Source organism: Amycolatopsis sp. NBC_00355 (assembly GCF_036104975.1).
Taxonomy (GTDB): Bacteria; Actinomycetota; Actinomycetes; order Mycobacteriales; family Pseudonocardiaceae; genus Amycolatopsis.
Map to the genome: position 1 here is coordinate 5,709,526 of NZ_CP107982.1, position 21,647 is coordinate 5,731,172.

Annotated in this window: 26 protein-coding genes; 14 read left to right on the top strand and 12 right to left on the bottom strand. The window is 71.1% G+C overall.

Annotated features, from left to right (window positions below; genetic code table 11):
* The first annotated feature begins 18 nt into the window (after positions 1–18).
* The gene (locus OHS18_RS25430; protein WP_328612645.1) at positions 19–1,332 is read left to right on the top strand and encodes a ricin-type beta-trefoil lectin domain protein; all 1,314 of its coding nucleotides are present in this window, start codon (positions 19–21) and stop codon (positions 1,330–1,332) included.
* A gap of 231 nt (positions 1,333–1,563) precedes the next feature.
* On the opposite strand, the gene OHS18_RS25435 is transcribed toward OHS18_RS25430, so the two are convergent.
* Positions 1,564–2,295, bottom strand: a complete 732-nt coding sequence (locus OHS18_RS25435) for a GntR family transcriptional regulator (protein ID WP_328448492.1) — start codon at positions 2,293–2,295, stop codon at positions 1,564–1,566.
* A gap of 117 nt (positions 2,296–2,412) precedes the next feature.
* Between OHS18_RS25435 and OHS18_RS25440 the strand changes: the two genes are divergently transcribed.
* The 5 genes from OHS18_RS25440 to OHS18_RS25460 are packed head-to-tail and all read left to right on the top strand — an operon-like array spanning position 2,413 to position 6,660.
* Complete coding sequence (locus tag OHS18_RS25440) at positions 2,413–3,654, top strand: MFS transporter (RefSeq protein ID WP_328448490.1); 1,242 nt, start codon at positions 2,413–2,415, stop codon at positions 3,652–3,654.
* Positions 3,655–3,664: 10 nt separating this feature from the next.
* Complete coding sequence (locus OHS18_RS25445) at positions 3,665–4,459, top strand: putative hydro-lyase (protein ID WP_328612646.1); 795 nt, start codon at positions 3,665–3,667, stop codon at positions 4,457–4,459.
* Between the two features lies 1 nt (position 4,460).
* On the top strand, positions 4,461–5,213 hold the full coding sequence (locus OHS18_RS25450; protein WP_328612647.1) for a LamB/YcsF family protein: 753 nt from the start codon (positions 4,461–4,463) through the stop codon (positions 5,211–5,213).
* The gene (locus OHS18_RS25455) at positions 5,210–5,818 is read left to right on the top strand and encodes a 5-oxoprolinase subunit B family protein (protein ID WP_328612648.1); all 609 of its coding nucleotides are present in this window, start codon (positions 5,210–5,212) and stop codon (positions 5,816–5,818) included. The genes OHS18_RS25450 and OHS18_RS25455 overlap by 4 nt, the downstream gene beginning before the upstream one ends.
* Entirely contained in the window at positions 5,815–6,660 is an 846-nt protein-coding gene (locus tag OHS18_RS25460; protein ID WP_328612649.1) for a biotin-dependent carboxyltransferase family protein, read from the top strand. Before OHS18_RS25455 ends, OHS18_RS25460 begins: the two co-directional genes overlap by 4 nt.
* A gap of 32 nt (positions 6,661–6,692) precedes the next feature.
* Here the strand turns inward: OHS18_RS25460 and OHS18_RS25465 are convergent, their stop codons facing one another.
* Both OHS18_RS25465 and OHS18_RS25470 read right to left on the bottom strand, forming a co-directional pair.
* Positions 6,693–6,920: a hypothetical protein gene (locus OHS18_RS25465; protein ID WP_328612650.1), complete on the bottom strand. Its 228-nt coding sequence runs from the start codon at positions 6,918–6,920 to the stop codon at positions 6,693–6,695.
* Complete coding sequence (locus OHS18_RS25470) at positions 6,913–7,269, bottom strand: hypothetical protein (RefSeq protein WP_328448478.1); 357 nt, start codon at positions 7,267–7,269, stop codon at positions 6,913–6,915. Before OHS18_RS25470 ends, OHS18_RS25465 begins: the two co-directional genes overlap by 8 nt.
* Before the next feature lie 90 nt (positions 7,270–7,359).
* Here OHS18_RS25470 and OHS18_RS25475 point away from each other — a divergent pair, with 90 nt between their 5' ends.
* The gene (locus OHS18_RS25475) at positions 7,360–7,938 is read left to right on the top strand and encodes a helix-turn-helix domain-containing protein (RefSeq protein ID WP_328448476.1); all 579 of its coding nucleotides are present in this window, start codon (positions 7,360–7,362) and stop codon (positions 7,936–7,938) included.
* On the opposite strand, the gene OHS18_RS25480 is transcribed toward OHS18_RS25475, so the two are convergent.
* The 4 genes from OHS18_RS25480 to OHS18_RS25495 all read right to left on the bottom strand — a co-directional run bounded on the left by OHS18_RS25480 (position 7,935) and on the right by OHS18_RS25495 (position 11,171).
* Positions 7,935–8,561: an alpha-ketoglutarate-dependent dioxygenase AlkB family protein gene (locus OHS18_RS25480; RefSeq protein ID WP_328612651.1), complete on the bottom strand. Its 627-nt coding sequence runs from the start codon at positions 8,559–8,561 to the stop codon at positions 7,935–7,937. The two genes, OHS18_RS25475 and OHS18_RS25480, sit on opposite strands and share 4 nt — an antisense overlap.
* 239 nt (positions 8,562–8,800) lie before the next feature.
* Entirely contained in the window at positions 8,801–9,859 is a 1,059-nt protein-coding gene (locus OHS18_RS25485) for an alcohol dehydrogenase catalytic domain-containing protein (protein WP_328612652.1), read from the bottom strand.
* A 52-nt stretch (positions 9,860–9,911) separates the two neighbouring features.
* Positions 9,912–10,256, bottom strand: coding sequence for a transcriptional regulator (locus tag OHS18_RS25490; protein WP_328448470.1), 345 nt, complete (start codon positions 10,254–10,256; stop codon positions 9,912–9,914).
* Positions 10,257–10,328: 72 nt separating this feature from the next.
* Positions 10,329–11,171 carry an LLM class flavin-dependent oxidoreductase gene (locus tag OHS18_RS25495; protein WP_442875425.1) on the bottom strand — a complete coding sequence of 281 codons (843 nt, stop codon included), beginning with the start codon at positions 11,169–11,171 and terminating at the stop codon, positions 10,329–10,331.
* A 153-nt stretch (positions 11,172–11,324) separates the two neighbouring features.
* Here OHS18_RS25495 and OHS18_RS25500 point away from each other — a divergent pair, with 153 nt between their 5' ends.
* Positions 11,325–11,837 (top strand): hypothetical protein, encoded by a 513-nt coding sequence (locus OHS18_RS25500; protein WP_328612654.1) that lies wholly within the window; start codon positions 11,325–11,327, stop codon positions 11,835–11,837.
* Here OHS18_RS25500 and OHS18_RS25505 read toward each other — a convergent pair.
* Together OHS18_RS25505 and OHS18_RS25510 are read right to left on the bottom strand one after the other, a co-directional pair.
* Positions 11,834–12,517, bottom strand: coding sequence for a metal-dependent transcriptional regulator (locus OHS18_RS25505; RefSeq protein WP_247058286.1), 684 nt, complete (start codon positions 12,515–12,517; stop codon positions 11,834–11,836). The genes OHS18_RS25500 and OHS18_RS25505 overlap by 4 nt on opposite strands.
* A 39-nt stretch (positions 12,518–12,556) precedes the next feature.
* Positions 12,557–12,997, bottom strand: a complete 441-nt coding sequence (locus OHS18_RS25510; RefSeq protein WP_328448462.1) for a GNAT family N-acetyltransferase — start codon at positions 12,995–12,997, stop codon at positions 12,557–12,559.
* Between the two features lie 58 nt (positions 12,998–13,055).
* Between OHS18_RS25510 and OHS18_RS25515 the strand changes: the two genes are divergently transcribed.
* The gene (locus tag OHS18_RS25515) at positions 13,056–13,376 is read left to right on the top strand and encodes a hypothetical protein (RefSeq protein WP_328612655.1); all 321 of its coding nucleotides are present in this window, start codon (positions 13,056–13,058) and stop codon (positions 13,374–13,376) included.
* A gap of 4 nt (positions 13,377–13,380) precedes the next feature.
* Here OHS18_RS25515 and OHS18_RS25520 read toward each other — a convergent pair whose 3' ends face one another.
* Positions 13,381–14,964, bottom strand: coding sequence for an amidohydrolase (locus OHS18_RS25520; RefSeq protein ID WP_328612656.1), 1,584 nt, complete (start codon positions 14,962–14,964; stop codon positions 13,381–13,383).
* A 47-nt stretch (positions 14,965–15,011) separates the two neighbouring features.
* Here OHS18_RS25520 and OHS18_RS25525 point away from each other — a divergent pair, with 47 nt between their 5' ends.
* From OHS18_RS25525 to OHS18_RS25540, 4 genes are read left to right on the top strand one after another with little or no spacing between them, the layout of a single operon-like run.
* Positions 15,012–15,749 (top strand): enoyl-CoA hydratase/isomerase family protein, encoded by a 738-nt coding sequence (locus OHS18_RS25525; protein WP_328612657.1) that lies wholly within the window; start codon positions 15,012–15,014, stop codon positions 15,747–15,749.
* Positions 15,746–17,296 (top strand): ATP-dependent acyl-CoA ligase, encoded by a 1,551-nt coding sequence (locus tag OHS18_RS25530; RefSeq protein WP_328612658.1) that lies wholly within the window; start codon positions 15,746–15,748, stop codon positions 17,294–17,296. The genes OHS18_RS25525 and OHS18_RS25530 overlap by 4 nt, the downstream gene beginning before the upstream one ends.
* Positions 17,293–17,928: a TetR/AcrR family transcriptional regulator gene (locus tag OHS18_RS25535; protein ID WP_328448452.1), complete on the top strand. Its 636-nt coding sequence runs from the start codon at positions 17,293–17,295 to the stop codon at positions 17,926–17,928. The genes OHS18_RS25530 and OHS18_RS25535 overlap by 4 nt, the downstream gene beginning before the upstream one ends.
* Before the next feature lie 58 nt (positions 17,929–17,986).
* The gene (locus OHS18_RS25540) at positions 17,987–18,307 is read left to right on the top strand and encodes a hypothetical protein (protein ID WP_247058300.1); all 321 of its coding nucleotides are present in this window, start codon (positions 17,987–17,989) and stop codon (positions 18,305–18,307) included.
* 67 nt (positions 18,308–18,374) lie between these two features.
* Here the strand turns inward: OHS18_RS25540 and OHS18_RS25545 are convergent, their stop codons facing one another.
* Positions 18,375–19,544 carry an acyl-CoA dehydrogenase family protein gene (locus tag OHS18_RS25545; protein WP_328612659.1) on the bottom strand — a complete coding sequence of 390 codons (1,170 nt, stop codon included), beginning with the start codon at positions 19,542–19,544 and terminating at the stop codon, positions 18,375–18,377.
* A gap of 198 nt (positions 19,545–19,742) precedes the next feature.
* Between OHS18_RS25545 and OHS18_RS25550 the strand changes: the two genes are divergently transcribed.
* On the top strand, positions 19,743–20,429 hold the full coding sequence (locus OHS18_RS25550; RefSeq protein WP_442874529.1) for a 4'-phosphopantetheinyl transferase family protein: 687 nt from the start codon (positions 19,743–19,745) through the stop codon (positions 20,427–20,429).
* Here the strand turns inward: OHS18_RS25550 and OHS18_RS25555 are convergent.
* Positions 20,426–21,577: an isochorismate synthase gene (locus OHS18_RS25555; protein WP_442875426.1), complete on the bottom strand. Its 1,152-nt coding sequence runs from the start codon at positions 21,575–21,577 to the stop codon at positions 20,426–20,428. The genes OHS18_RS25550 and OHS18_RS25555 overlap by 4 nt on opposite strands.
* Positions 21,578–21,647: the final 70 nt, after the last annotated feature.

A 21,647-nucleotide genomic window follows, 5' to 3' on the forward strand; every position in this document is an offset into this window, starting at 1 on the left:
GCCGCGGCATCGGCACTGGTGCTCGCACCGGGTGTCGCGCAGGCGGCGACCGGGCCGATCACCGGCATCGCCGGGAAGTGCGTCGACGTCAACGCCGCGAGCACCGCCAACGGCACGGCGATCCAGCTGTACGACTGCAACGGCAGCGGCGCGCAGCAGTGGACGACCGGGTCCGACGGATCCCTGCAGGCGCTGGGCAAGTGCCTCGACGTCACCAGCGCCGGGACGGCCAATGGCACCACCATCCAGCTCTGGGACTGCAACGGCTCCACCGCCCAGAAGTGGACGGCCAACGCGGCGAAGAACCTCGTCAACACCGGGTCGGGCAAGTGCCTGGACGCCACCGGCAACTCGAGCGCGAACGGCACGCGCCTGCAGATCTGGACGTGCGCCACCAGCGCCAACCAGCAGTGGACGCTCCCGAGCGGTGGCACGACCCCGCCGCCGACCGGGCCGGGCGTGATGGCCGTCGCGCCGTACCTCTACAACGGCTGGGGCAACCCGCCGAGCCCGGCGACGATCCAGAACGCCACCGGCGTCAAGTGGTTCACGCTGGCGTTCGTCCTGTCCAACGGCTACTGCAACCCGCAGTGGGACGGTGGGCGCGCGCTGACCGGCGGCGTCGACCAGAACACCATCAACACGGTGCGCGCGGGCGGCGGCGACGTCATCCCGTCGTTCGGCGGCTACTCCGGCAACAAGCTGGAGTCGTCGTGCGGCAGCGCGGGTGAGCTGGCGGCGGCGTACCAGAAGGTGATCAGCGCCTACGGCCTCAAGGCGATCGACATCGACATCGAGGCCGACGCCTACAGCAACCCGACGGTGCAGCAGCGCACGGTCGACGCGCTGAAGACGATCCGGGCGAACAACGCGGGCATCAAGCTGTACGTCACGTTCGGCACCGGGCAGTCGGGGCCGGACAACAGCCTGGTCAACCGCGCGGCGCAGTCCGGTCTCACGGTCGACGGCTGGGTCATCATGCCGTTCGACTTCGGCGGTGCCGGCCAGAACATGGGCACGCTCACGCAGCGCGCGGCGGAGGGCCTCAAGAACGTCGTCAAGTCGGCTTACGGCTACGACGACGACACGGCCTACCGGCACATGGGCATCTCGTCGATGAACGGCATCACGGACAACAGCGAGACGGTCACCCTGGCCGACTTCACCACCATCCTGGCCTACGCGAACACGCACCACCTGGCCCGGCTGACGTTCTGGTCCGCGAACCGCGACCGCCCCTGCCCGGGCGCCTACCCGAACGACGACACGTGTTCGGGCGTTTCCCAGCAGGCATGGGACTTCACGAGGATCTTCGCCCGCTACGCCGGCTGAGTTCCGGCAAGTCCGTGAAGGCCTCCTTGAGGGACTCTGAGTCCCTCAAGGAGGCCTTCACGGCGTTTCGGAGCTGCCGGGGGTGACCCTGGGGGTAGTCACACGCCCCGGCAGCCGGGTCTCGCCGGCCGCTGGGGGTTCCGGCGGCGAAACCGCGCTGAGGTTATCCAGTCCGCGGCCCGGAAATGCCGGGCTCGGCCCGTCCGGACCGCAAGCGTGCCCGAAGACGCACTACTCGACGGCGATCGCCGCCCGGGCCGCGGCCGCGCGGTCGGCGTACGCCTCGACCAGCTGCTCCTCCGCGTCCTCCAGGTACTTCATCAGCAGCTGCTCCGCGCCCGCGCCGTCGCCCGCCTCGACGCGGTCCAGGATCTCGTGGTTGCGCGGCAGATAGCGCTCGTGGAAGCGGCGTGGCTCGGCCATGATGTGGAAGACCAGCCGCAGCTCGGCGATGAGCCTGCTGACCAGCTCGTTGACGCGCTCGCTGCCCGACAGCGCGGCCAGCTCCTGGTGGAACCAGACGTTCGCGGTGCCGAGGTCCTTCCAGTTCCCGTTGCGGGCGGCCTCGTCGCCGATGTCGACCTTCTCCTTGATCCGCGGGAACGACGCCGGCTTCGCCGTCACGCCCCGGACCGCGGCGCACTCGATGATCTTGCGCACGCGGTAGATGTCGACGACGTCCTCGATGCTCGGGATCCGCACGAACACCCCGCGGTTGAGCTCGTGGGCGAGCAGCCGCTCGTGCGTGAGCAGCCGGAACGCCTCCCGCAGCGTGTTGCGCGAGACGCCGAGCGCGTTGCCGATGTCCTGCTCCGACAGCCGCCCACCGGGCAGGAAGAAGCCCTCCGCGATGCGCTTGCGGAGGACGCCGGCCACCCGCTCGGCCGTGCTCTTGCGGCTGACCAGGCCGCGATCGGCCTCCAGGCCGGGCAGGTCCGGGACCACGCTGTCTTCGATGACCACGGGGACGATGGTACCCGTCACACTGAGGACGATCCAATTGCAGTCTTGTGGAATTGTTGAACAATCCTTACTGTGTGAGGCACGCCACGATGAGACACTGGCCTGGAGGTGCCCGACATGACTGCCACAGCAACCGAGGCCCGGCCGTTCGACTGGTTCCGCACACTGGGGAAACGCGGCCGGCTCGCCTTCGCCGGCGCGTTCGGCGGGTACGGCCTGGACTCGTTCGACTACCAGACCCTGCCCCTCGGACTCGCCGCGATCACCGCGTACTTCGGCATCTCGAGCGGCGAAGCCGGTCTGCTCGGCACGACGACGCTGGTCGTGTCGGCCGTCGGCGGGATCGGCGCCGGCATGCTGGCCGACCGCATCGGCCGCGTCCGCACGCTCCAGATCACCATCGCGATGTACACGGTGTTCACCGTGCTCTGCGGGTTCGCGCCCAACTTCGAGACGCTGCTGATCTTCCGCGCCCTGCAGGGCCTGGGCTTCGGCGGCGAGTGGGCGGCCGGCGCGGCGCTGGTCGCGGAGTACTCCTCGGCGCGCTACCGCGGCCGGACCGTGGCGTTCGTGCAGAGCGCGTGGGCGGTCGGCTGGGGCCTGTCGGTGATCGTCTACACCGTCGTGTTCAGCCTCGCGAGCCCCGACCTGGCCTGGCGCATCATGTTCTGGACCGGCGTCATCCCGGCGCTGCTCGTGCTCTGGGTCCGCAAGAGCGTCAAGGACGCGCCGCGCGCGGAAGAGCGTCTCAAGGGCGAGCGCGTCAAGGGCACGCTGGTCAAGATCTTCCACCGCGACCTGCTGCGCACGACGTTCTTCGCCGCGCTGCTCGCGACCGGCGTCCAGGGCGGGTACTACACGATCTCGACGTGGCTGCCGTCGTACCTGAAGAAGACGCGCGAGCTGACCGTGATCGGCACCGGCGGCTACCTCGCGTTCCTGATCACCGGCGCTTTCGTCGGGTACGTCTGCGGCGGCTACCTCACGGACCTGATGGGGCGCAAGAAAACCTTCCTGACGTTCGCGATCCTGTCGGCCGGGCTGATCGTCGCGTACACCCAGATCCCCAAGGGCGCCAACGGTCTCGTCCTGGTGCTCGGCTTCCCGCTCGGCTTCTCGATGTCCGCGATCTTCAGCGGCTTCGGCGCGTACCTCGCCGAGCTGTACCCGACGACGCTGCGCGGCACCGGCCAGGGCTTCACCTACAACTTCGGCCGCGCGGTCGGCGCGATCTTCCCGACCGTCGTGGGCTTCCTCGGTGCCGGCGGCGCGATCGTGTTCGGCGCGATCGGCTACGCCATCGCCGCCCTGGCCCTGCTCGGCTTGCCCGAGACCCGAGGGATCGAACTCGTTGACTGAGGGGGAACTCATGACGACCTTCGACGAACCGGCCACCTTCACGCCGGAGCAAGCGCGCGAAGCGTTCCGGCGTGGCACGGCCCGCCCCACCACGGGCTGGGCCGGCGGCTTCACCCAGACGAACCTGATCGCCGTGCCCGAGGACTGGGCTTACGACGTCCTGCTGTTCTGCACCCGCAACCCGCAGGCGTGCCCGCTGCTCGACGTCACCGACCCCGGCGACCCGGCCACCCGCCTGGCCGACGGCGCGGACCTGCGCACCGACCTGCCGCGTTACCGGATCTGGCAGAACGGCGTGCTCGCCGGCGAGGTCTCGGACGCGACCGGGCTGTGGCGCAGCGACATGGTCGCCTTCTCGATCGGCTGCAGCTTCACCTTCGAGACGGCGCTGGCCGCCGAGGGCGTCCCGCTGCGGCACGTCGAGCAGGGCCGCAACGTCTCGATGTACCTGACGAACCGGCAGTGCGAGCCGGCCGGGCGGCTCTTCGGCCCGATGGTCGTCTCGATGCGGTACCTCCCCGAGGACCGCGTCGACGACGCCATCCGGATCACCCGCGCGATGCCGGCCGTCCACGGCGCGCCGGTGCACATCGGGGATCCGCGTACCCTGGGCATCGAAGATCTTTCGCGGCCGGACTTCGGTGATCCGGTGGACGCAGCCGACGGTGACGTCCCGGTGTTCTGGGCCTGCGGGGTCACCCCGCAGGCGGCGCTGATGGCGTCGCGGCCGCCGTACGCGATCACCCACGCGCCGGGGTACATGTTCATCACCGACCGCCACGACAGCGAATACCGGGTGGGCTGAAATGGACCTGAACAGTGACCTCGGCGAGGGTTTCGGCGCCTGGAAGATGGGTGACGACGAAGCCGTGCTCGACATCGTCACCAGCGCGAACGTCGCCTGCGGCTTCCACGCCGGCGACCCGTCGGTGATGCGGCACGTGTGCGAGCTGGCGGCCGATCGCGACGTCGCGATCGGCGCGCACGTCGGCTACCGCGACCTGGCCGGGTTCGGCCGGCGCGCGCTCGACATCGCCCCGGAAGACCTGGCGAACGAGGTGCTCTACCAGATCGGCGCGCTCGACGCGTTCGCCCGCGCGGCCGGCAGCCGCGTGACGTACGTGAAACCGCACGGCGCGTTGTACAACACCGCGGCGGCCGATCCGGAACAGGCCGCGGCGATCGTCGAGGGCCTGCGCCGGTACGACCCGGCGCTCGCGCTGCTCTGCCTGCCTGACTCGGAAATGCAGCGGGAGGCGGAAAAAGCCGGGGTGGTGGCGTACGCCGAGGCGTTCGCCGACCGGGCCTACACCGCGGAAGGACGGCTGGTGTCGCGCAAGCAGCCCGGCGCCGTGCTGCACGAACCCGACGCCGTCGCCGAGCGCGCGGTCGCGATGGCGACCGGCGGCGGGGTCGTCACGGCCGACGGCGGGAAGCTCGACCTGCGCCCGGATTCCCTGTGCGTGCACGGGGACACGCCGGGCGCGGTGGAGCTGGCCCGGCGGATCCGCGACGGCCTGACCGACGCGGGTGTCACGCTCACCGCGTTCACCGGATGACCGTCCGGCTGCTGCCGTGCGGACGCCGTGCGGTGCTCGTGGAAGTCGACGACGTACTGGGTTATCAGGCCGCGCTGGCGCAGGCGCCGCCGGACGGGGTGGTGGAACTCGTTCCGGCGGCGCGCACGCTGCTGGTCCGTTTCGACCCGGCGGTGACCTCCTCGGATCGGCTGGGCGCCCTGCTGGGTCGAGTGTCCCCTGTGGACGGTCAGGTTGCCGACACGCGCGAAGTGGTGATCCCGGTGGTGTACGACGGCGAAGACCTGACGGAGGTCGCGGCCGAGACCGGATTGTCGGTCGAGGAGGTCGTGGCCCGGCACCGCGCGGGGTCGTACGTCTCGGCGTTCTGCGGGTTCGCACCCGGGTTCGCCTACCTGTCCGGCGCGGACCCGGTGCTGCACGTGTCCCGCCGATCGTCGCCGCGCACGCGCATCCCGGCCGGCTCGGTGGCGATCGCGGGCGAGTACAGCGCGGTGTACCCGAGCGCGTCGCCGGGCGGCTGGCGGCTGCTCGGGCGCACCGAGGCGCCGGTGTGGGACGTCGAGCGCGACCCGCCGAACCTGCTACCGCCGGGCACGCGCGTCCGGTTCCGGGAGGTCTCGTGAAGCTCGAGATCCGCCGGCCCGGCTTCGCCACAACGGTGCAGGACCTCGGCCGGCCCGGCCACGCGGCGCTCGGCGTCGGCCGGTCCGGCGCCGCCGACCGCGGCTCGTTCCTCCTGGCCAACCGGCTCGTCGGGAACCCGCCCGGCGCCGCGGCCCTGGAGGTCACGCTCGGCGGTCTGGTGCTGCGCGCGTCCGCGGTGACGACGGTCGCGGTGACCGGCGCGGACTGCCCCGTCACAACGGGCGGCCGCGCTTTCGGCCTCAACGCGCCGATCACGCTGCACGCGGGTGCGGAACTGTCCCTCGGGATGGCCTCGGCCGGCCTGCGCTGTTACGTCGCGGTGCGCGGCGGCATCGACGTCCCGCCGGTGCTCGGCTCACGATCCACGGACACGCTGGGCAAGCTCGGGCCGCCCGCGATCGCGGCGGGCACGCTGCTGCCGGTCGGCGACGACGCGCTCGAGTTCCCTGGTGTCGATCTCGCGCCCCGGGCGCCCTTTCCGGTCTTCCCGGTGCTGCGGGTGACGCCGGGACCGCGTCGCGACTGGTTCACCGACCCGGCGCGTCTTCTGTCCACTGTGTACACGGTGTCGCCGGACTCCGACCGCGTAGGCATCCGCCTGACCGGCCCTCCGCTTTCCCGCGCCCGCGAAGACGAGCTGCCGTCGGAGCCGTGCGTGCCGGGATCGCTGCAGGTGCCGCCGTCGGGGCAGCCGATCCTGTTCCACGCCGACCACCCGACGACGGGCGGCTACCCGGTGATCGCCGTCGTCGACGAGGAGGACCTGGACGTCGCCGCCCAGCTGCGCCCGGGTCAGACTCTCCGCTTCCAGCCCTCGTGAGTGTTTAGGGCGGTTCTAACCGCCCTGAACACTCACGACAAGCTGCGGCAGACCACCCAGGCCGTGACCGTGACCGCGAGCCAGATCGCCCAGGCCGCGCCCGGGGCCAGGCCGGTCGCGATGACCCCCAGTGCCATCGCGACCAGCACCGGCCAGGCCCGCCGCCGCCGCGCCAGGCCGGACTCCGCCAGGTAGGCGTCGAAGGCCTCCGCGACCTGGTCGTCGATCTCGTCGCGCAGCCGCGGGCTCAGCTCAGACATGCGCCGGGACCGCCGGGCGCGGCACTGCCACCGACAGGCACGCCAACGCCAGCGGCACCTCCAACCCGGCCATGAGCAGGGAGAACACGACGTCGTCGCCGGCCGTCACGACGTCGAACCACGCGTCGGTCAGCAGGAGCGTGGCCGTGCCGATCGCGGCGAACGGCACCCGCGGATCGCCCCGGCCGAGCAGCCAGGCCGTCGTGAGCAGGCCGAGCGCCTCCGCGGCGTCGAAGCCCGTCCACGCCAGGCTCCAGTGCTGCGCCGGATAGACGTCCGGCAGGGTCATCCCCAGTACCGCGATCCACGGCAGCAGGCACAATCCCGCCGCCCAGAAGACCTTCCGCATCGAAACCCCCGAAGTTCCCGTGCCTCTGGAACCCAAGGTAGCCGAATGCAGAGATTCTTTGCAAACAGTCTCTGTAGTACGCTCCGGGGCATGGTCGAACGTCCCGAACGGCGGGTCCTCACCGGCGCGGATCTCAAGGCCTTCTACAAGGCCCTGGCCAACCCCGTGCGCCGCGACATCCTGTCCTACCTGGGCGAACACGGCGAAGCGAACTCGACGAGCGTCGCGAAGGCCCTCGGCGAAAGCACCGGGACGACCAGCTACCACCTCCGCAAGCTCGCCGACCTCCGGCTGATCGCGGAGATCGAGGAGCGCTCCACCGGCCGTGAGCGCTGGTGGAAAGCGCTGTCGAAGGACCTCTACACCCCGCCCGGCCTGGAGATGACGCCCGACGAGCGCGAAGCCGCGTCGAAGCTCGGCGCGCTCAAGATGAGCCACGACATCGGCCTGCTCACGCGGGCGTACGCCGGGTACGACAGTGCCGAGGGCTGGAACCAGATCCACCGCTCCGGGCTGCGCCTGACGAAGGACCAGATCGCCTCGTTCGTCGAGGAGTACCAGAACCTGATCTGGAAGTACGTCACCGCGCCGGGCGAGCACCCCGAAGGCTCCCGCGCGATGGCCGTCCGGCTCGTCATGGTCCCGGAGAAGGAGTTCACCGAAGACTAGAGGCCGGACACCCGCAGCGTGATGTTCAGCCGGCCGGTCAGGCCGAGCGCCGGGTCCGCCGTGCCCGGCAACGTCCGCGGGACGCCGTGGTAGGCGAACCGCGACGGGCCGCCGAACACGAACAGGTCGCCCGAGTGCAGCTCGACGTCGGTGTACGGCCGGTTGCGCGACTCCGTGTTGCCGAAGCGGAAGACGCACGTGTCGCCGAGGCTGAGTGACACCACGGGGGCCGCGCTCTGCTCGTCCTTGTCCTGGTGCTGCCCCATTTTCGTCTTCGCGGCGTAGAAGTTGACCAACGCGGTGTCGGGCTCGTAGCCGTCGGCCGGTTCGCCGTACGCGTCCGCCAGCGCGCGGCGGCCGAGGTCGCCGAGCCAGTCCGGGAACGGCAGCACCGGCCGGCCGTCGTCGGTCGTGCGCGAGTAGCCGTACGGGTACCAGTGCCAGCCGAGGCAGACGGTCTTGACCGACATCACGCCGCCGTTGGGGTACGTGGTGTTGCGGTAACCGGGCCAGCCGCGGCACGCGGCGACGAGGTCGCGCTGGGCGTCGAAGTCGAGCCAGTCGGGCAGGTGCACCGCACCGGGCGCGAGCTCGGCGCGGGGTCTCGGCAGAAGAGCGTCCACTACTTCGATTCTGCCAGCGGCTCCCGTCGCCGACTTCCGGCAACGTGCCCTGGGACCACCCGGTGACCGCGGAACGTCACACCGGCGGACCCGAACAGCCGCAGGAGACGTCCCATCGGGCGCTCCTGCGGCCGGGTCCCCTCGCGTTGGACCGCCATGGCTTGGACATTCCCACACCTGTTTGTCACATGCCAGCGTGGATCAGCTACGAACGGATCACTTGAACACGATGCCGTGGATCACTCACCGAACGTGACCACGGTGACGCCGGCCCGGGCCGGCACCGGGTCGGTCATCGCGGCCAGCGCGGCCGGGACGTCGTCGAGCCCGATCCGCCGGCCGATCAGCGCGGCCAGGTCGATGCCCGACGTCTCGACGACGCGCAGCAGCTCCGGGTACTCGTGGGCCTGGAGGCCGTGGATCCCGACCAGCTCCAGCTCGCCGCCGATGACCCGGTGCATCGGGATCGGCGCGACGCCCTGCGCCGGCGGCATCAGCCCGGCCTGGACGTGCCGCCCGCGCTTGCGGAGGCTGCCCACCGACGCCGCGCAGGTCGACGGCGAGCCGAGGCAGTCGAGCGAGACGTGCGTGCCGCCTTCGGTCAGCTCGCGCACGTGCGCGGCGACGGCTTCCGGGCCGTCGAACGCCGACGCGTCGAGCGTCAGCGCCGCCCCCGACTTCGCCGCGAGCTCCAGCGCGGCCGGCGAGACGTCGACCGCGACGACCTTCGCGCCGGCCGCGACGGCGAGCAGCACGGCGGAGATCCCGACGCCGCCGCAGCCGTACACCGACACCCACTGCCCGGCGGTGACCCGGCCCTGCCGCAGCACCCCGCGGTACGCCGTGCCGAACCGGCAGCCCAGCGCCGCCGCCTCGGCCGCGCCGAGCGTGTCGGGCAGCGCGACCAGGTTGACCTCGGCGTGCTCGATCGCGACGCGCTCGGCGAAGGACCCCCAGTGCGTCGCGCCCGGCTGGAACTCGCGGTCGCAGATCTGCTGGTCGCCGCGCGCGCACTGGGCGCACGTGCCGCAGGCGCAGACGAACGGCACGGTGACGCGCGTGCCGAGGGCCCAGCCGCGCACGCCTTCGCCGAGCGCGACGACGCGGCCGGCGAGCTCGTGGCCGGCGACGTGCGGCAGGGTCACCGCGCTGTCATGCCCCTGCCACGTGTGCCAGTCGCTGCGGCACACGCCGGTGGCGTCGACCTCGATGACGGCCCCGCCCGGCGGCGCAACCGGTTCCGGTACCTCCCTGACCACGGGCGGAACGCCAAACTCCTCCATGACCACAGCTCGCATGCCGGCGAGCCTACGCGAGCCGCTCACTTGAGCGGCTTTCCCTTGGTATCGCTCAGTTGAGCGGTGGCGGCTGCGGGTGGAAGCGCGTGCGCACCCGCGGCGGCCCGAGCAGCTTGCTGAGCGAACCGCCGGGCACGTTCAAGATGTCCTCGAGGTTTCTCAACGCCTCCAACGATTCTGCCCGTTCCGGCCGGCACCGTCCGGATTGCCAGTGGCTGAGGGTGGCCAAGCTGACCGTGGTTCCCCTGCCGCGCAAGCGATAGCGGATCCGGTCGAGGCCGAGGCCACGAACCCGGATCGCCGCTCGCAGTGCCACGGCGAAGGGCCCGTGGGCCAGCAGCCGGTCGAGTTCGGCCTGGTCCCCCCGGTCCATCGTGTGTGTTCGCTGACCGGTCATCACATCGCTCCGAAGCACTCCCGAATACGAAAATTGGAGCGTAGGCCTGCTTCGGCGAGATCGGAAGACCACTCACCCACCTGCGAACGCCCCGGAAGTCCTGACGTGGTCCGCGATCGCGGCGAACGGTGCCGAGTAGCCGGAGTTGACGGTGACGTAGGAAATCCCCCACCGCTCCCGCCACCGGAGGAGGTTTTCCCCGGCACGGCCCGGATCCGACGGCAGCACGGTGACCGCGCCGGCCGCCACCAGCTCCGGCAGATCGGCCCCGGCGAAGCGGGCCACCCGCGGCGACGGCTCGTCCCCGACGGCGATCAGGTTCAGCCCGAGCTCGATCTCCGGCAGCCGCGGCCCGGCGAGCGTACGGAATCGATCCACAATGGACTGCGCCTGGTCCTCGGTGGTCGTGGGATGCCAGGAGAAGGTCACGATGTCCGCTTCTTGCGCGGCGAGCGCCAGCATTTTCGGCCCGCTGGCGGCGAGCAGCAGCCGCGGCCGCTCGATCGATCGTTTGAGGTGCGTGACGGTGTCCGCCATCCGTGTGACGCGCTCACCCGGCGAGCCGAACTCCCGCCCGAGGCTCGCGGCGAGCGCGTCGGCGTTCGGCCGCCCGGCGCCGAGCCCGAGCTCGAACCGGCCCCCGGTTTGCTGGTGCAGCGTCCGCGCCTGCCACTCGAGCGCCCGCGCGTCCCGGAACGGATCGGCGAGCACGAAGGTGCCGAGGGTGATCCGTTCGGTAACCGCGGCGGCCGCCCCGAGCAGCACGAAGGGGTCGCCCCCGGAGACCGGATCGGTGGCGAGCAGGGTGTCGAAGCCGAGCTCCTCGGCCCGCCGCGCCTGAGCGGTCCAGGTGCCGAGGTCAGGGGCGTAACCGGCGACGATGCCGAAGCGGAACGGAGAGGTCATGCCGCCCATGGTCGGCGGCGCGGCGGTGTCACCACATCCGCTCCAGGACGTCACCCGGACGTACGCGCCCCGACGTCATCACAGGTCGATCACCGCCCGTAACACCCGCGGTGATCAATGCGTCTCTCTGCACAATCCCGGCACAGAGAGCGAGGCGGACAAATGACCGTCGACCCGAACACCCGCCAACCGCCGACCCCGGAGCCCGTCTCGCAGCCCGACACGGCTTTGCCGCCCGCGCACCGCAGCCGCAAGCCCCTCTTCATCGTCGCGGGTGCCGCGGTCGTCGCCGCGGTCGCCACCATCCTGATCATCGTCTTCACCACCTCAGGCCCCTCGTCCGTCAACGGCACACTGTCCCTGCTGTGCGACATGAAATGCACCAAAGCCGCAGCTGACGGTTATGACGGTTACGGGGACCTGAGCAGTGGCTCGCAAGTCACGCTTGTGGACGAGACCGGGCAGGTCGTGGCCACCACCGAGCTGCGCCGCACCCCCGGCGAAGAAACGAAGATCGTCGAAGGCATGTGGGTGCGCACCTTCACCTTCACGTTCACCGACGTGCCGAGCGCCGAGCGCTACGGCGTGCACCTCGGCAACACCAACCGCGGCACCCTGTGGAAGAGCGCCGAGGAGACCGAGCGTGACGGCTTCAGCCTCACCATCGGTGGCTAGCGCAGCGTGACCGACAGGGCCTGCGCGATCTCCTTGCCGATCGCGTGGGTCGCCACCTCCGGCGGTGACCCGACCTTGACCACCATCGGCCCCCCGAACGGCTGGCGCTCCACGACCTCGATGCGTTCGCCCAGGTTGATGGCGTGTTCCGTCAGGTACCGCAGCAGCTCCGGGTCGGTGTCCCAGACCCGGACGATCTCGCCGACCGCGCCCGGCTCCAGGTCGTCCAGGATGCGGACCGACAGCTCCTCGACGCTGCCGTCCGCGGCCGGGATCGGGTCGCCGTGGGGGTCGCGGACCGGGTTGCCGAGCTTGGCCGCGATGCGCTCGACCAGCCGGTCCGACACCGCGTGCTCCAGCGCGTCCGCCTCCGCGTGGACCTCGTCCCAGGTGTAGCCGAGCTCGGAGACCAGGTACGTCTCGATCAGCCGGTGCCGGCGCAGCACCGACCGCGCGAGCAGCCGGCCGTCGGCCGTGAGCTCGATGCCGCGGTAGGGCACGTGGGTGACCAGGCCGAGCTGGGACAGCTTCGTGACCATCCCCGACGCCGAGGACGGGCTGACCTCCAGCCGTCCGGCGAGCGAGGTGTTGGTGACCGGCTCACCGCGCTCGACCAGGCCGTAGATCACCCGGACGTAGTCCTCGACCGACGAGGATCTCCGGACCGAACCATCTCCCATGCCGCATACGATACGGGCCGGGTACTTTCCCCGTGCGCTTCACGGCCGCCAGCGGTAGCGGATCCAGCCGGGGACCGGTTCCGCGCCGAGCTGGGCGTAGAACGCCTCGCCTTTCTCGTTGCCCGCCTGCATGTCCCACTCGACGCGGCCGCCGGTGCGGCGGGCCAGCTCGCCGAGCAGCTCGCCGCCGAGGCCGTGACGCCGGTGCGCGGGACGCACGAACAGGTCGTCCAGCCAGATCCCCGGCTTGGCCTCCCAGGTGGAGAAGTTCCAGCTGCAGAACGCGAAGCCGGCGACCGTGCCGGGCTCGCCGGGCGGGGTCGTGATCAGCACCCAGGCCTTCGGCTCCGGCCCGAACAGGTGACCGCCCATCTCGGCGCGGTCCAGCTTGAGGTCGTGCTTGTCCTCGTAGACGGCGTGCTCCTCGATGAGCGCGCAGATCTCCTCGATGTCTTCGAGGACGGCGTCGCGGACGGGCATTTCGCCTCCCGTTTCTGTCGGTGGTGGTCGTTAGGGTCGAGCGCGAAGGAGGTGGTCGGTGTCACCGGAGGAGAAGTTCGAGGACCTGGTCGACGAGTTCACCGGACAACCGGGCATCACGCCACCCGGCTCAACCGGCGGGTTCGGGCGCGGCGCCCTGCGGGCCGACGGCCGGATCTTCGCGATGTTCGTCCGCGGGCAGCTGGTGCTGAAGTTGCCGAAAATACGCGTGGACGAGCTGGTCGAAGGCGGGCACGGGGTGCGCTTCGACGCGAACAAGGGCACCCCGATGAAGGAATGGCTGGCCCTGGCGGCGGACTCGCCGCAGCCGTGGCCCGCCCTGGCGAAGGAGGCACACGCATTCGTGGGAGGCAAGTGAGACATCAGGCCTGGTAACGCAGTTCGCCGCCGACGGCGGTGGCCAGCACGCTCAGGTCGTCCAAAGCGGACTCGTCCAGGGGCGAGCCGGAGAGCACGGCGAAGTCGGCGAGCTTCCCGGGCTCCAGCGTGCCCAGGTCCCGCTCGGCGAACGTCGCGTAGGCCGAGCCGTAGGTGTACGCGCGCAGCGCCTGTTCCGGCGTCAACGCCTCTTCGGGAGCGAAGGGCGCACCGGACGCCGTTCGCCGGCGCACCATGTCGGCGAGGGCGAGCAGCGGCGCGCCGTCGACCACCGGGCGATCCGACGACGCCGGGAGCACGCAACCGGCGTCGAGGACGCTGCGCAGCCGGTAGCACCACGGCACGCGGGCCTCGCCGAGCGCGGCGCGCATCCCGTCGCCGAGTTCGTTGACGAACCGGCCTTGCGGTGACGCGATCAGGCCGAGCGAAGCGAGCCGGGTCAGCTCCGCGGGCTGAAGCACCGCGCAGTGCTCGATGCGGTGCCGGTGGTCCGCGCACGGTGAAGCGGCCAGCGCGGCTTCGTACGCGTCGAGGACGACGGTGATCGCGCGGTCGCCGATCGCGTGCGTCGCGATCTGCCAGCCGGCGTCGTGCGCCTTCCGGATCGTGCGGGCGATCTCGTCCTCGGGCACCTGGAAGTAGCCGCGGTTTTCGGGCTCGCCGTCGAAGGGTTCGTGCATCGCGCAGGTGCGCCCGACCAGGGAACCGTCGGCGAACAGCTTCATCGGGCCGACGCGCAGCCACTCGTCGCCGAGGCCGGTGCGCAGGCCGAGGTCGAGGCCGAACCCGGCGCCGTCGGGCAGGTCGTGGAGCACGCTCGCCGCGACCATCACCGTGCTGCGCACGCGCAGCACCCCGCGGTCGCGCGCGAGCTGATAGGCGGCCAGTTCGGCGGGTGTCTCGCCGACCAGCCCGCCGCCGATCCCGGCCTCCTGGACGCTCGTGATGCCCTCCGACAGGTACCGCTCCGACGCGCGGTCGAGGCCGCGGACGACCTGCTCCACCGGCGTCGGGTAGGTCAGCGGCCGCAGCAGCAGCTGGGCCTGCTCGCGCAGCAGCCCGGTGGGCGAGCCCTCGGCGTGCACGACGTCGCCGCCGACCGGCACGTGCGCCAGGTCCAGCTGGTCCAGCACGGCCGAGTTGACCACGGTCATGTGCCCGGACGTGTGCTTGAGCCGCACCAGCATCCCCGGCGCCGCGCGGTCGAGACCGTGCCGGTCCGGGTGCCCGCCGGCGAGCTTGTTCTGGTCGTACCCGCTGCCCACCACCCAGCTGCCCGCGGGGAGCGTCGCGGCCCGCGCGGCGACGGCGTCGTAGACCTCCTCGACGCTGCGGCAGCCGCCGAGCGGGACGTCGTCGAGGGCCATCCCGAACCAGGCCATGTGGTTGTGCGCGTCGTGGAAGCCCGGCACGACGAACCCGCCGCCGAGGTCGACGCGCGTGCGCGCGGACACCCCGAGAGCGTCCTCCCCCAGCGCGACGACCCGGCCGTGCAGCACGGCGAGTGCGCTGGTCAAGCCCGTGCCCGTCCACACCAGGGCGTTTTCGTAGACCGCATCGACCTGCATCCTTCAAAGGCTATCGATCGATCGATCGAACGTCTAGCATCGGCCTCATGCCCACCGTGGACTTCGCCGTCGAAGACGGCATCGCGCACATCCGGCTCAACCGGCCCGAGCGGCTGAACGCGGTCGCCGCCGTGCTGGTCGACGACTTCCTCGCCGCGCTCGACGCCGCCGCCCGCAGCGACGCGCGCGTCGTCGTGCTGTCCGGGAACGGCCGGGCCTTCTGCGCCGGCCACGACCTCAAGGAGCCCACCCCCGAAGGTGATTCGCGGGCTCGCCTGGACCGGCTCCAGGACGTCACGCGGCGGCTGCGCGCGCTGCGGCAGCCGGTGATCGCCGCGGTGCACGGTTACGCGATCGGCGCGGGCGCCGAGTTCGCGCTCGGCTGCGACCTGATCCTCGCCGCCGAGGACGCGGTCTTCGCGTTCCCCGAGGTTTCGCTCGGCCTGAGCGTCACCGGCGCGGCGTCGCGGCTGCTGCCGCTGCTCGTCGGCCCGCTCAAGGCGAAGGAACTGCTCCTGCTCGGCGAGCGCTTCGACGGCCGGAAGGCCGCGGAGCTGGGCATGGTCAACACGGCGGTGCCCGCCGAACAGCTCCAGGCCGAGGCGCGGAGCTGGGCGAAGCGGATCGCCGAGCACCCGCCGGCCGCCGCGGCGATGGCGAAGCGCGTCCTCGACACCCCGATCGACGTCGAGCCCGCGCTGGAGCTGGAAGTCAGCCACGCGCTGATCACCGAGCACTCGGCCGCGGTCGCCGCGTCCACGGAGGCCTTCCGGAGCCGGACGTGACGCCGCCGGCCGAGGTGGGCACCCTCGCCCAGCTCGTCGCGCGCGCCGCGGAACTGTGGCCGCAGCGCATGGCGTGGATCTTCGACGAGACCGGCGAGCGCTTCACCTTCGCTCAGGTGGACGCCGAGACGTCACGCATCGCCGCCGCGCTGACCGACCGCGGCGTCGGCCCGGGTGACCGGGTCGCCGTGATGCTGCGCAACCAGCCCGCCTTCCCGCTGATCTGGCTCGGCCTGGCCAAGATCGGCGCGCTGCTGGTGCCGATCAACACGAACTACCGCGAGTTCGACGGCGCCCACGTCCTGCGCCACTCCGGCGCGAAGCTGGTCGTCGCAGCACCTGAGTTCACCGACCTGCTGAACCGGATCAGCCTGGCCGAGGTCATCACCCCCGCGGCACTTTCACGTGAAAGTGACCACCTGGGGGCGGCACTTTCACGTGAAAGTGCCGCTTTCACACCGGTGCCGGAAACGCCGGTGAACCTCCAGTACACGTCGGGTACCACCGGCGCGCCCAAGGGCTGCGTGCTGCCGAACCGGTACTGGACCACCCTCGCGATCAGCCTCGCCACGGACTTCCCGGCCGTCGGCGCGGACGACGTCATCCTGACCGCGCAACCGTTCCACTACATCGATCCACAGTGGAACGTCGCGCTGGGCCTGGCCGGCGGGGCCACGCTCGTCGTGCTCGACCGCTTCCACCCCAGCACGTTCTGGGCGAAGGTCCGCGAGCACGAGGTCACGTGGTTCTACTGCCTCGGCCTGATGCCGACGCTGCTGCTGCGCCAGGAACCGTCCGGCGCCGACCGCGACCACAAGGTCCGCGCGATCTGCGCGTCCGCCATCCCGCTCGACCTGCACGCCGAGCTCGAGCAGCGCTGGGGCGTGCCGTGGTTCGAGGCGTTCGGGATGACCGAGACGGGCGGTGACATCCGGGTGGGCGCCGCCGATCACGACGAGACCGTCGGCACCGGCTGCATCGGCCGGCCCAGCCGCGACCGCGAGGTGATGATCGCCGGCGACGACGGGAAGCCGTTGCCGCGCGGGGAAACCGGGCAGCTGCTGATCCGCGGGATCGGCCTGATGCACGGCTACCACGACGATCCCGACGCGACGGCGAAAGCCTTCCGCAACGGCTGGTTCTGCACCGGTGACCTCGCCCGGATGGACGACGCGGGCCGCGTCTACTACGTCGGCCGCACGAAGGACATGATCCGCCGCAGCGGCGAGAACGTCTCCGCCGACGAGGTCGAACGCGCCCTGCTGCTGCACCCGGCGGTGCGGCTGGCAGCTGTCATCGCGGTGCCGGACGAGCTGCGCGGCGAGGAGATCAAGGCGTACGTCGTGTGTGACGGCGAGCGTCCCGAGCCGGCCGCACTCGCCGCGTTCTGCGCGGAAAAGCTGGCCTACTTCAAGGTTCCGCGGTTCTGGGCGTTCGCGGACGGGCTGCCGCTGACGCCGTCGGAGCGCGTCGCCAAGGGCGAGCTGCGGAAGGTGGCCGACCTGCGGGCCGGGGCCTGGGACGCGAAGGTGGAGACCTGGCTGTGAGCAGTCGCGACCGGGTGCGCGCGGCGGCCGTGAAACTGTTCGCCACCAAGGGGTTCCACGGCACCGGTATCCGGGATCTGGCCCAGGAGGCGGAACTTTCTTCGGCGAGCCTGTACCACTACATGGGCACCAAGGAGGATCTGCTCGCGGAAATCATGCACACCGCGCTGAACCGCCTGCTCGACGCCGCCCGCGAAGCGACCGCCGGCAGCCCCGACCCGGTGCATCGGTTGCGCACACTGGTGGCGTTGCACGTGCTCGCGCACGCGGTCGGCCCGGCGGAAACTCGGGTGGTGGACAACGAAGTCGACGTCCTGTCCCCGGCCGCGCGCGAGCCGGTCGTGGCCCTGCGCGACGGTTATGAACGGCTGTGGGCCGCGGCCATCGACGAAGGCGTCGCGGCCGGCGTGTTCCACACCGAACACCCGGCGGTGACCCGGCTGGCCCTGCTGGAGATGTGCAGTGGTGTCGCGCGGTGGTATTCGCCGCGCGGCCCGCTCGCGCTGGACCAGCTCGCCGAGCACTACGCGGAGCTGGCGTCGCGGGCGCTGGGCTGCACGTCGGCGCCCGGTGTGAGCAACCTGGCACGGTGCCGCGAAATCATCGCCAAAGAGTGGGGGCTGTCCGTTTAGCGCCGGTTTTACCTGAGTACGCCTTGCTCAGACGGCGCGCGTGGGGGACGCTCGAAGGGTGACTGAGGAAACGATCCAACTGGAACTGGACGACTCGGGTCTCGCGCCGGGCCTCCCGACGCCGGCAAACCCCCGCGATCAGGTGCAGGACGTGCCCTACCGCCCGGTCGAGTTCCGCGATGACGATCTCCCCACCGCCCTGGAGCGGTGCTCCAAGTGGCTACGGCAGGCGCAGGAGTGGCTGGGCGAGCCCCTCGACGTCCTGGCCATCCACCTCGACTACGACGACCGCCAGGGTTCGCCGTACTACGACGTGAAGCTGCTGTGCAACGAAGAGGACCTGGCCGGCGTACCGATCGCCATCCGCAACAAGAAGTAGCTCCAACCGCCGTCAAGGCCACTTCCCGGAGGTTCGGGAGGTGGCCTTGACCGCGTTCGGAGGGTCCTCAGCCGAGGACGCCGCCGACCTTCACGTGCCCCTTGAGCAGGTTGCGCGCGATCGTGCGGCGCTGGATCTCGTCGGTGCCCTCGTAGATGCGCAGCAGCCGCAGCTCGCGGTACCAGCGCTCGACCGGCAGTTCCCGCGTGTAGCCCATGCCGCCGTGGATCTGCATGACGCGGTCGACGATTTCGTTGGCCTTCTGGCCGCCGTACAGCTTCGCCATCGACTGCGCGTGCCGCGAGTCGACGCCCTGGTCGACCTGCCAGGCGGCGCTGAGCACCAGCCAGCGCAGCGCTTCGAGCTCGACGCCGGAGTCGGCGATCATCCACTGGATCGCCTGCCGCTCGGCGATCTTCTGCCCGAACGTCTCGCGGGTGTTGGCGTGCTCGATGGCCATCGAGATCAGCCGCTCGCACGAACCGATCGCGCGCGCCGGCAGCAGGTAGCGGCCCTGCCCGATCCACTGCATGGCGAGCTCGAAGCCGCGGCCTTCCTCGCCGAGGATCTGCGTCTCCGGGACGCGGACGTCCTGGAAGACCAGCGACGCCGGGCCCCACTCGCCCATGGTGTCGATGTACTCGGACTTCCAGCCGGCCTCGCGGTCGACCAGGAAGCACGTGACACCGCCGTTCGCGCCCTTCTCCGGGTCGGTGATGGCGAAGACCATGGTGAAGTCGGCTTCGTTGCCACCGGTGATGAAGGTCTTCTCGCCGTTGATGACCCAGTCCGTGCCGTCCTTGCGGGCGGTCGCCCGGATGGCCTTCGCGTCGGACCCGGCGCCCGGCTCGGTGATCGCGAAGCAGGACTTGCGCTCGCCCGAGATGGTCGGCAGGAGGTAGGCCTGCTTCTGCTCCTCGTTGGCGTGGAACAGGATGTTGTCCGCGGCGCCGCCGAAGCGGAACGGCACGAAGGTCCGGCCGAGCTCGGCTTCCAGCAGCGCGGCCATCACGGCGGACATCCCCATGCCGCCGTACTCCTCCGGCGTCAGGATGCCCCAGAAGCCGGACTCTTTGGCCTTCAGCTGCAGGTCCTTCAGCTCTTCGCCGGTGAGGCCGGGCTGGTTCGCGCGCTCGCGCCGCAGGACCTCCTGCTCGAGCGGAACCAGCTCGCGCTGGACGAACGTGCGGACCCAGTCGCGCACTTCCCGTTCTTCGGTGCTGAGAGAGAAATCCATGGGTGAGCTGCTCCTCTGACACGCTTCTGGGGGTCCAGGGGGCTCGCCCCCGGCCGGGGTCTGGGGCAAGGCCCCGGAAAACACTGTCACTGGCTAAGCGCTTGCTTACCCGAGGGTACCCGCTGAGTGCGGCATTACCCCAGTCCTGCACCCGAATTCGTGACAACGGCCGTGGTAGCGGGAAAGATCGGGGGTGTGATGGAGATCGTGGTCCGCTGGTCAGCGCCGTTGCCCGCCGAGCCGCGCTTCCTGCGCCTGCTCGACGACGTCGAGCAGGACCGGTTCGGGGCGTACCGGCAGGACGCGGACAAGCGGCGGTTCCTCACCGGCCGCGTCCTGGCGAAGACCGTCACGGCCGAGCGCCTGGGCGTCCCGCTGGAGTCGGTGAAGTTCGACGCGACCTGCGACGACTGCGGCAAGCCGCACGGCAGGCCGCGGATCCCGGGCGCCGACCTGACGTTGTCCATCTCACACTCGGGCGACCTGATCGGCCTCGCGGCCACCCCAGCGGTGCCGGTCGGCCTCGACGTCGAGACGGCGAACCGCAAGGCCGACGAAGGCCTCATCGAGTACGCCCTGAGCCCGGCCGAGGCCGAGCACCTGACGGGCCTGTCCGGCGAAGAGAAGGCGCGCGCGTTCTTCGTCTACTGGACGCGCAAGGAGGCGGTGATGAAGGCCACGGGCAAGGGCCTGAAGATCCCGCTGCAGAGCATCACGTTCTCCCGCTACGACGAACCGGCCCGCCTGATCACCTCGGGCGACCCGGCCCTGGACCCGGCCCGCACGAGCCTGGCGGACCTGAAGGCCGCGGACGGCTACCGAGCGGCGATCGCCGTCCTGACCACCGAAGAACTGTCGGTCACCGAGGAACACTGGGTGCCCTAAAGGCTGTCTTCCAGGCCCATCGCCGTCAGCAGCGTGCGGAACTTCGCCGTCGTCTCGTCCAGCTCCGCCCGCGGGTCCGACGCCGGGACGATGCCGCCCCCCGCATACAGCCGCATCGACGTCGACGCGATCTCGGCGCAGCGGATCGCCACCGCCCACTCGCCGTCGCCCGTGGCGTCCACCCAGCCGACCGCGCCCGCGTAGTAGTCGCGGTCGAACGGCTCCAGCTCCTGGACCAGGTCACGCGCACCGTCGGTCGGGGTGCCGCAGATCGCCGGGGTCGGGTGCAGGGCCGCCGCGAGGTCGAGCGCCGTGACGTCCGGGTCCACCAGCTCGCCGGTGATCGGCGTGCGCAGGTGCCAGATGGCCGGCGTGGTGACCAGCTCCGGCTCGGCCGGCACCTCCAGCGTCCGGCAGAACGGCCGCAGCGCCTCGACGAGGTAGTCGATCACCACGGCGTGTTCCAGCTGGTCCTTGCGGGACGTCCGCAGCGCCTCGCCGTTGGCCCGGTCGGTCGCCGGGTCGGCCGAGCGCGGCATCGAGCCGGCGTGCGGACTGGAGAACACCGTCCGCCCGGTGCGGCGCAGCAGCAGCTCGGGCGTCGCGCCGACAAGCGTCCGGCCGCCGGGCAGTTCGGCCGCGTACGTGAAGTGGCGGGGATTGCCGACGGCCAGGTTGCGCACGATGCTCTCGGCGGGCAGCGGCGCGGAAAACTCGAGGTCCAGCGCGCGAGCCAGGACGGCTTTCCGCAGGTCACGCTCACGAAGAGCGTCGACGGCGGCGCGCACCGAAGCCATATGCTGCTCGGGTGAAGGCACCGCGCGCACGTGTGACGGCGCCGGCAGGACCTCACGGGGCAGCGAAGGGGCGCCGTCGGATCGGTGGACGGTCCGGGGCACGACCAGGTGACCGGGCACCTTCGTGTCGGGCCCGGTGTCGAACGGCAGGACGCCGACCGCCAGCGGGGCGCCGGTCTCGGCGAGCACGCCCGGGATCACCGAGGCGAGCCGTCGGGCGTCCGTCTCGGTGACGGTCCGGAGGGTGCCCTGCGCCAGGAGTGCGCGCCGGGCCGTCGTGAACAGGAAGTCGCCGCGCTGGTAGCGGGCGGCCAGATCACCAACTGACCCAGGTGCTTCCGGGGGGTCCAGGGGGGCTTGCCCCCCGGCTGGGGTCTGGGGCTCGGCCCCAGGATGTGCAGCTTCCACAGCTCCAGAGTCC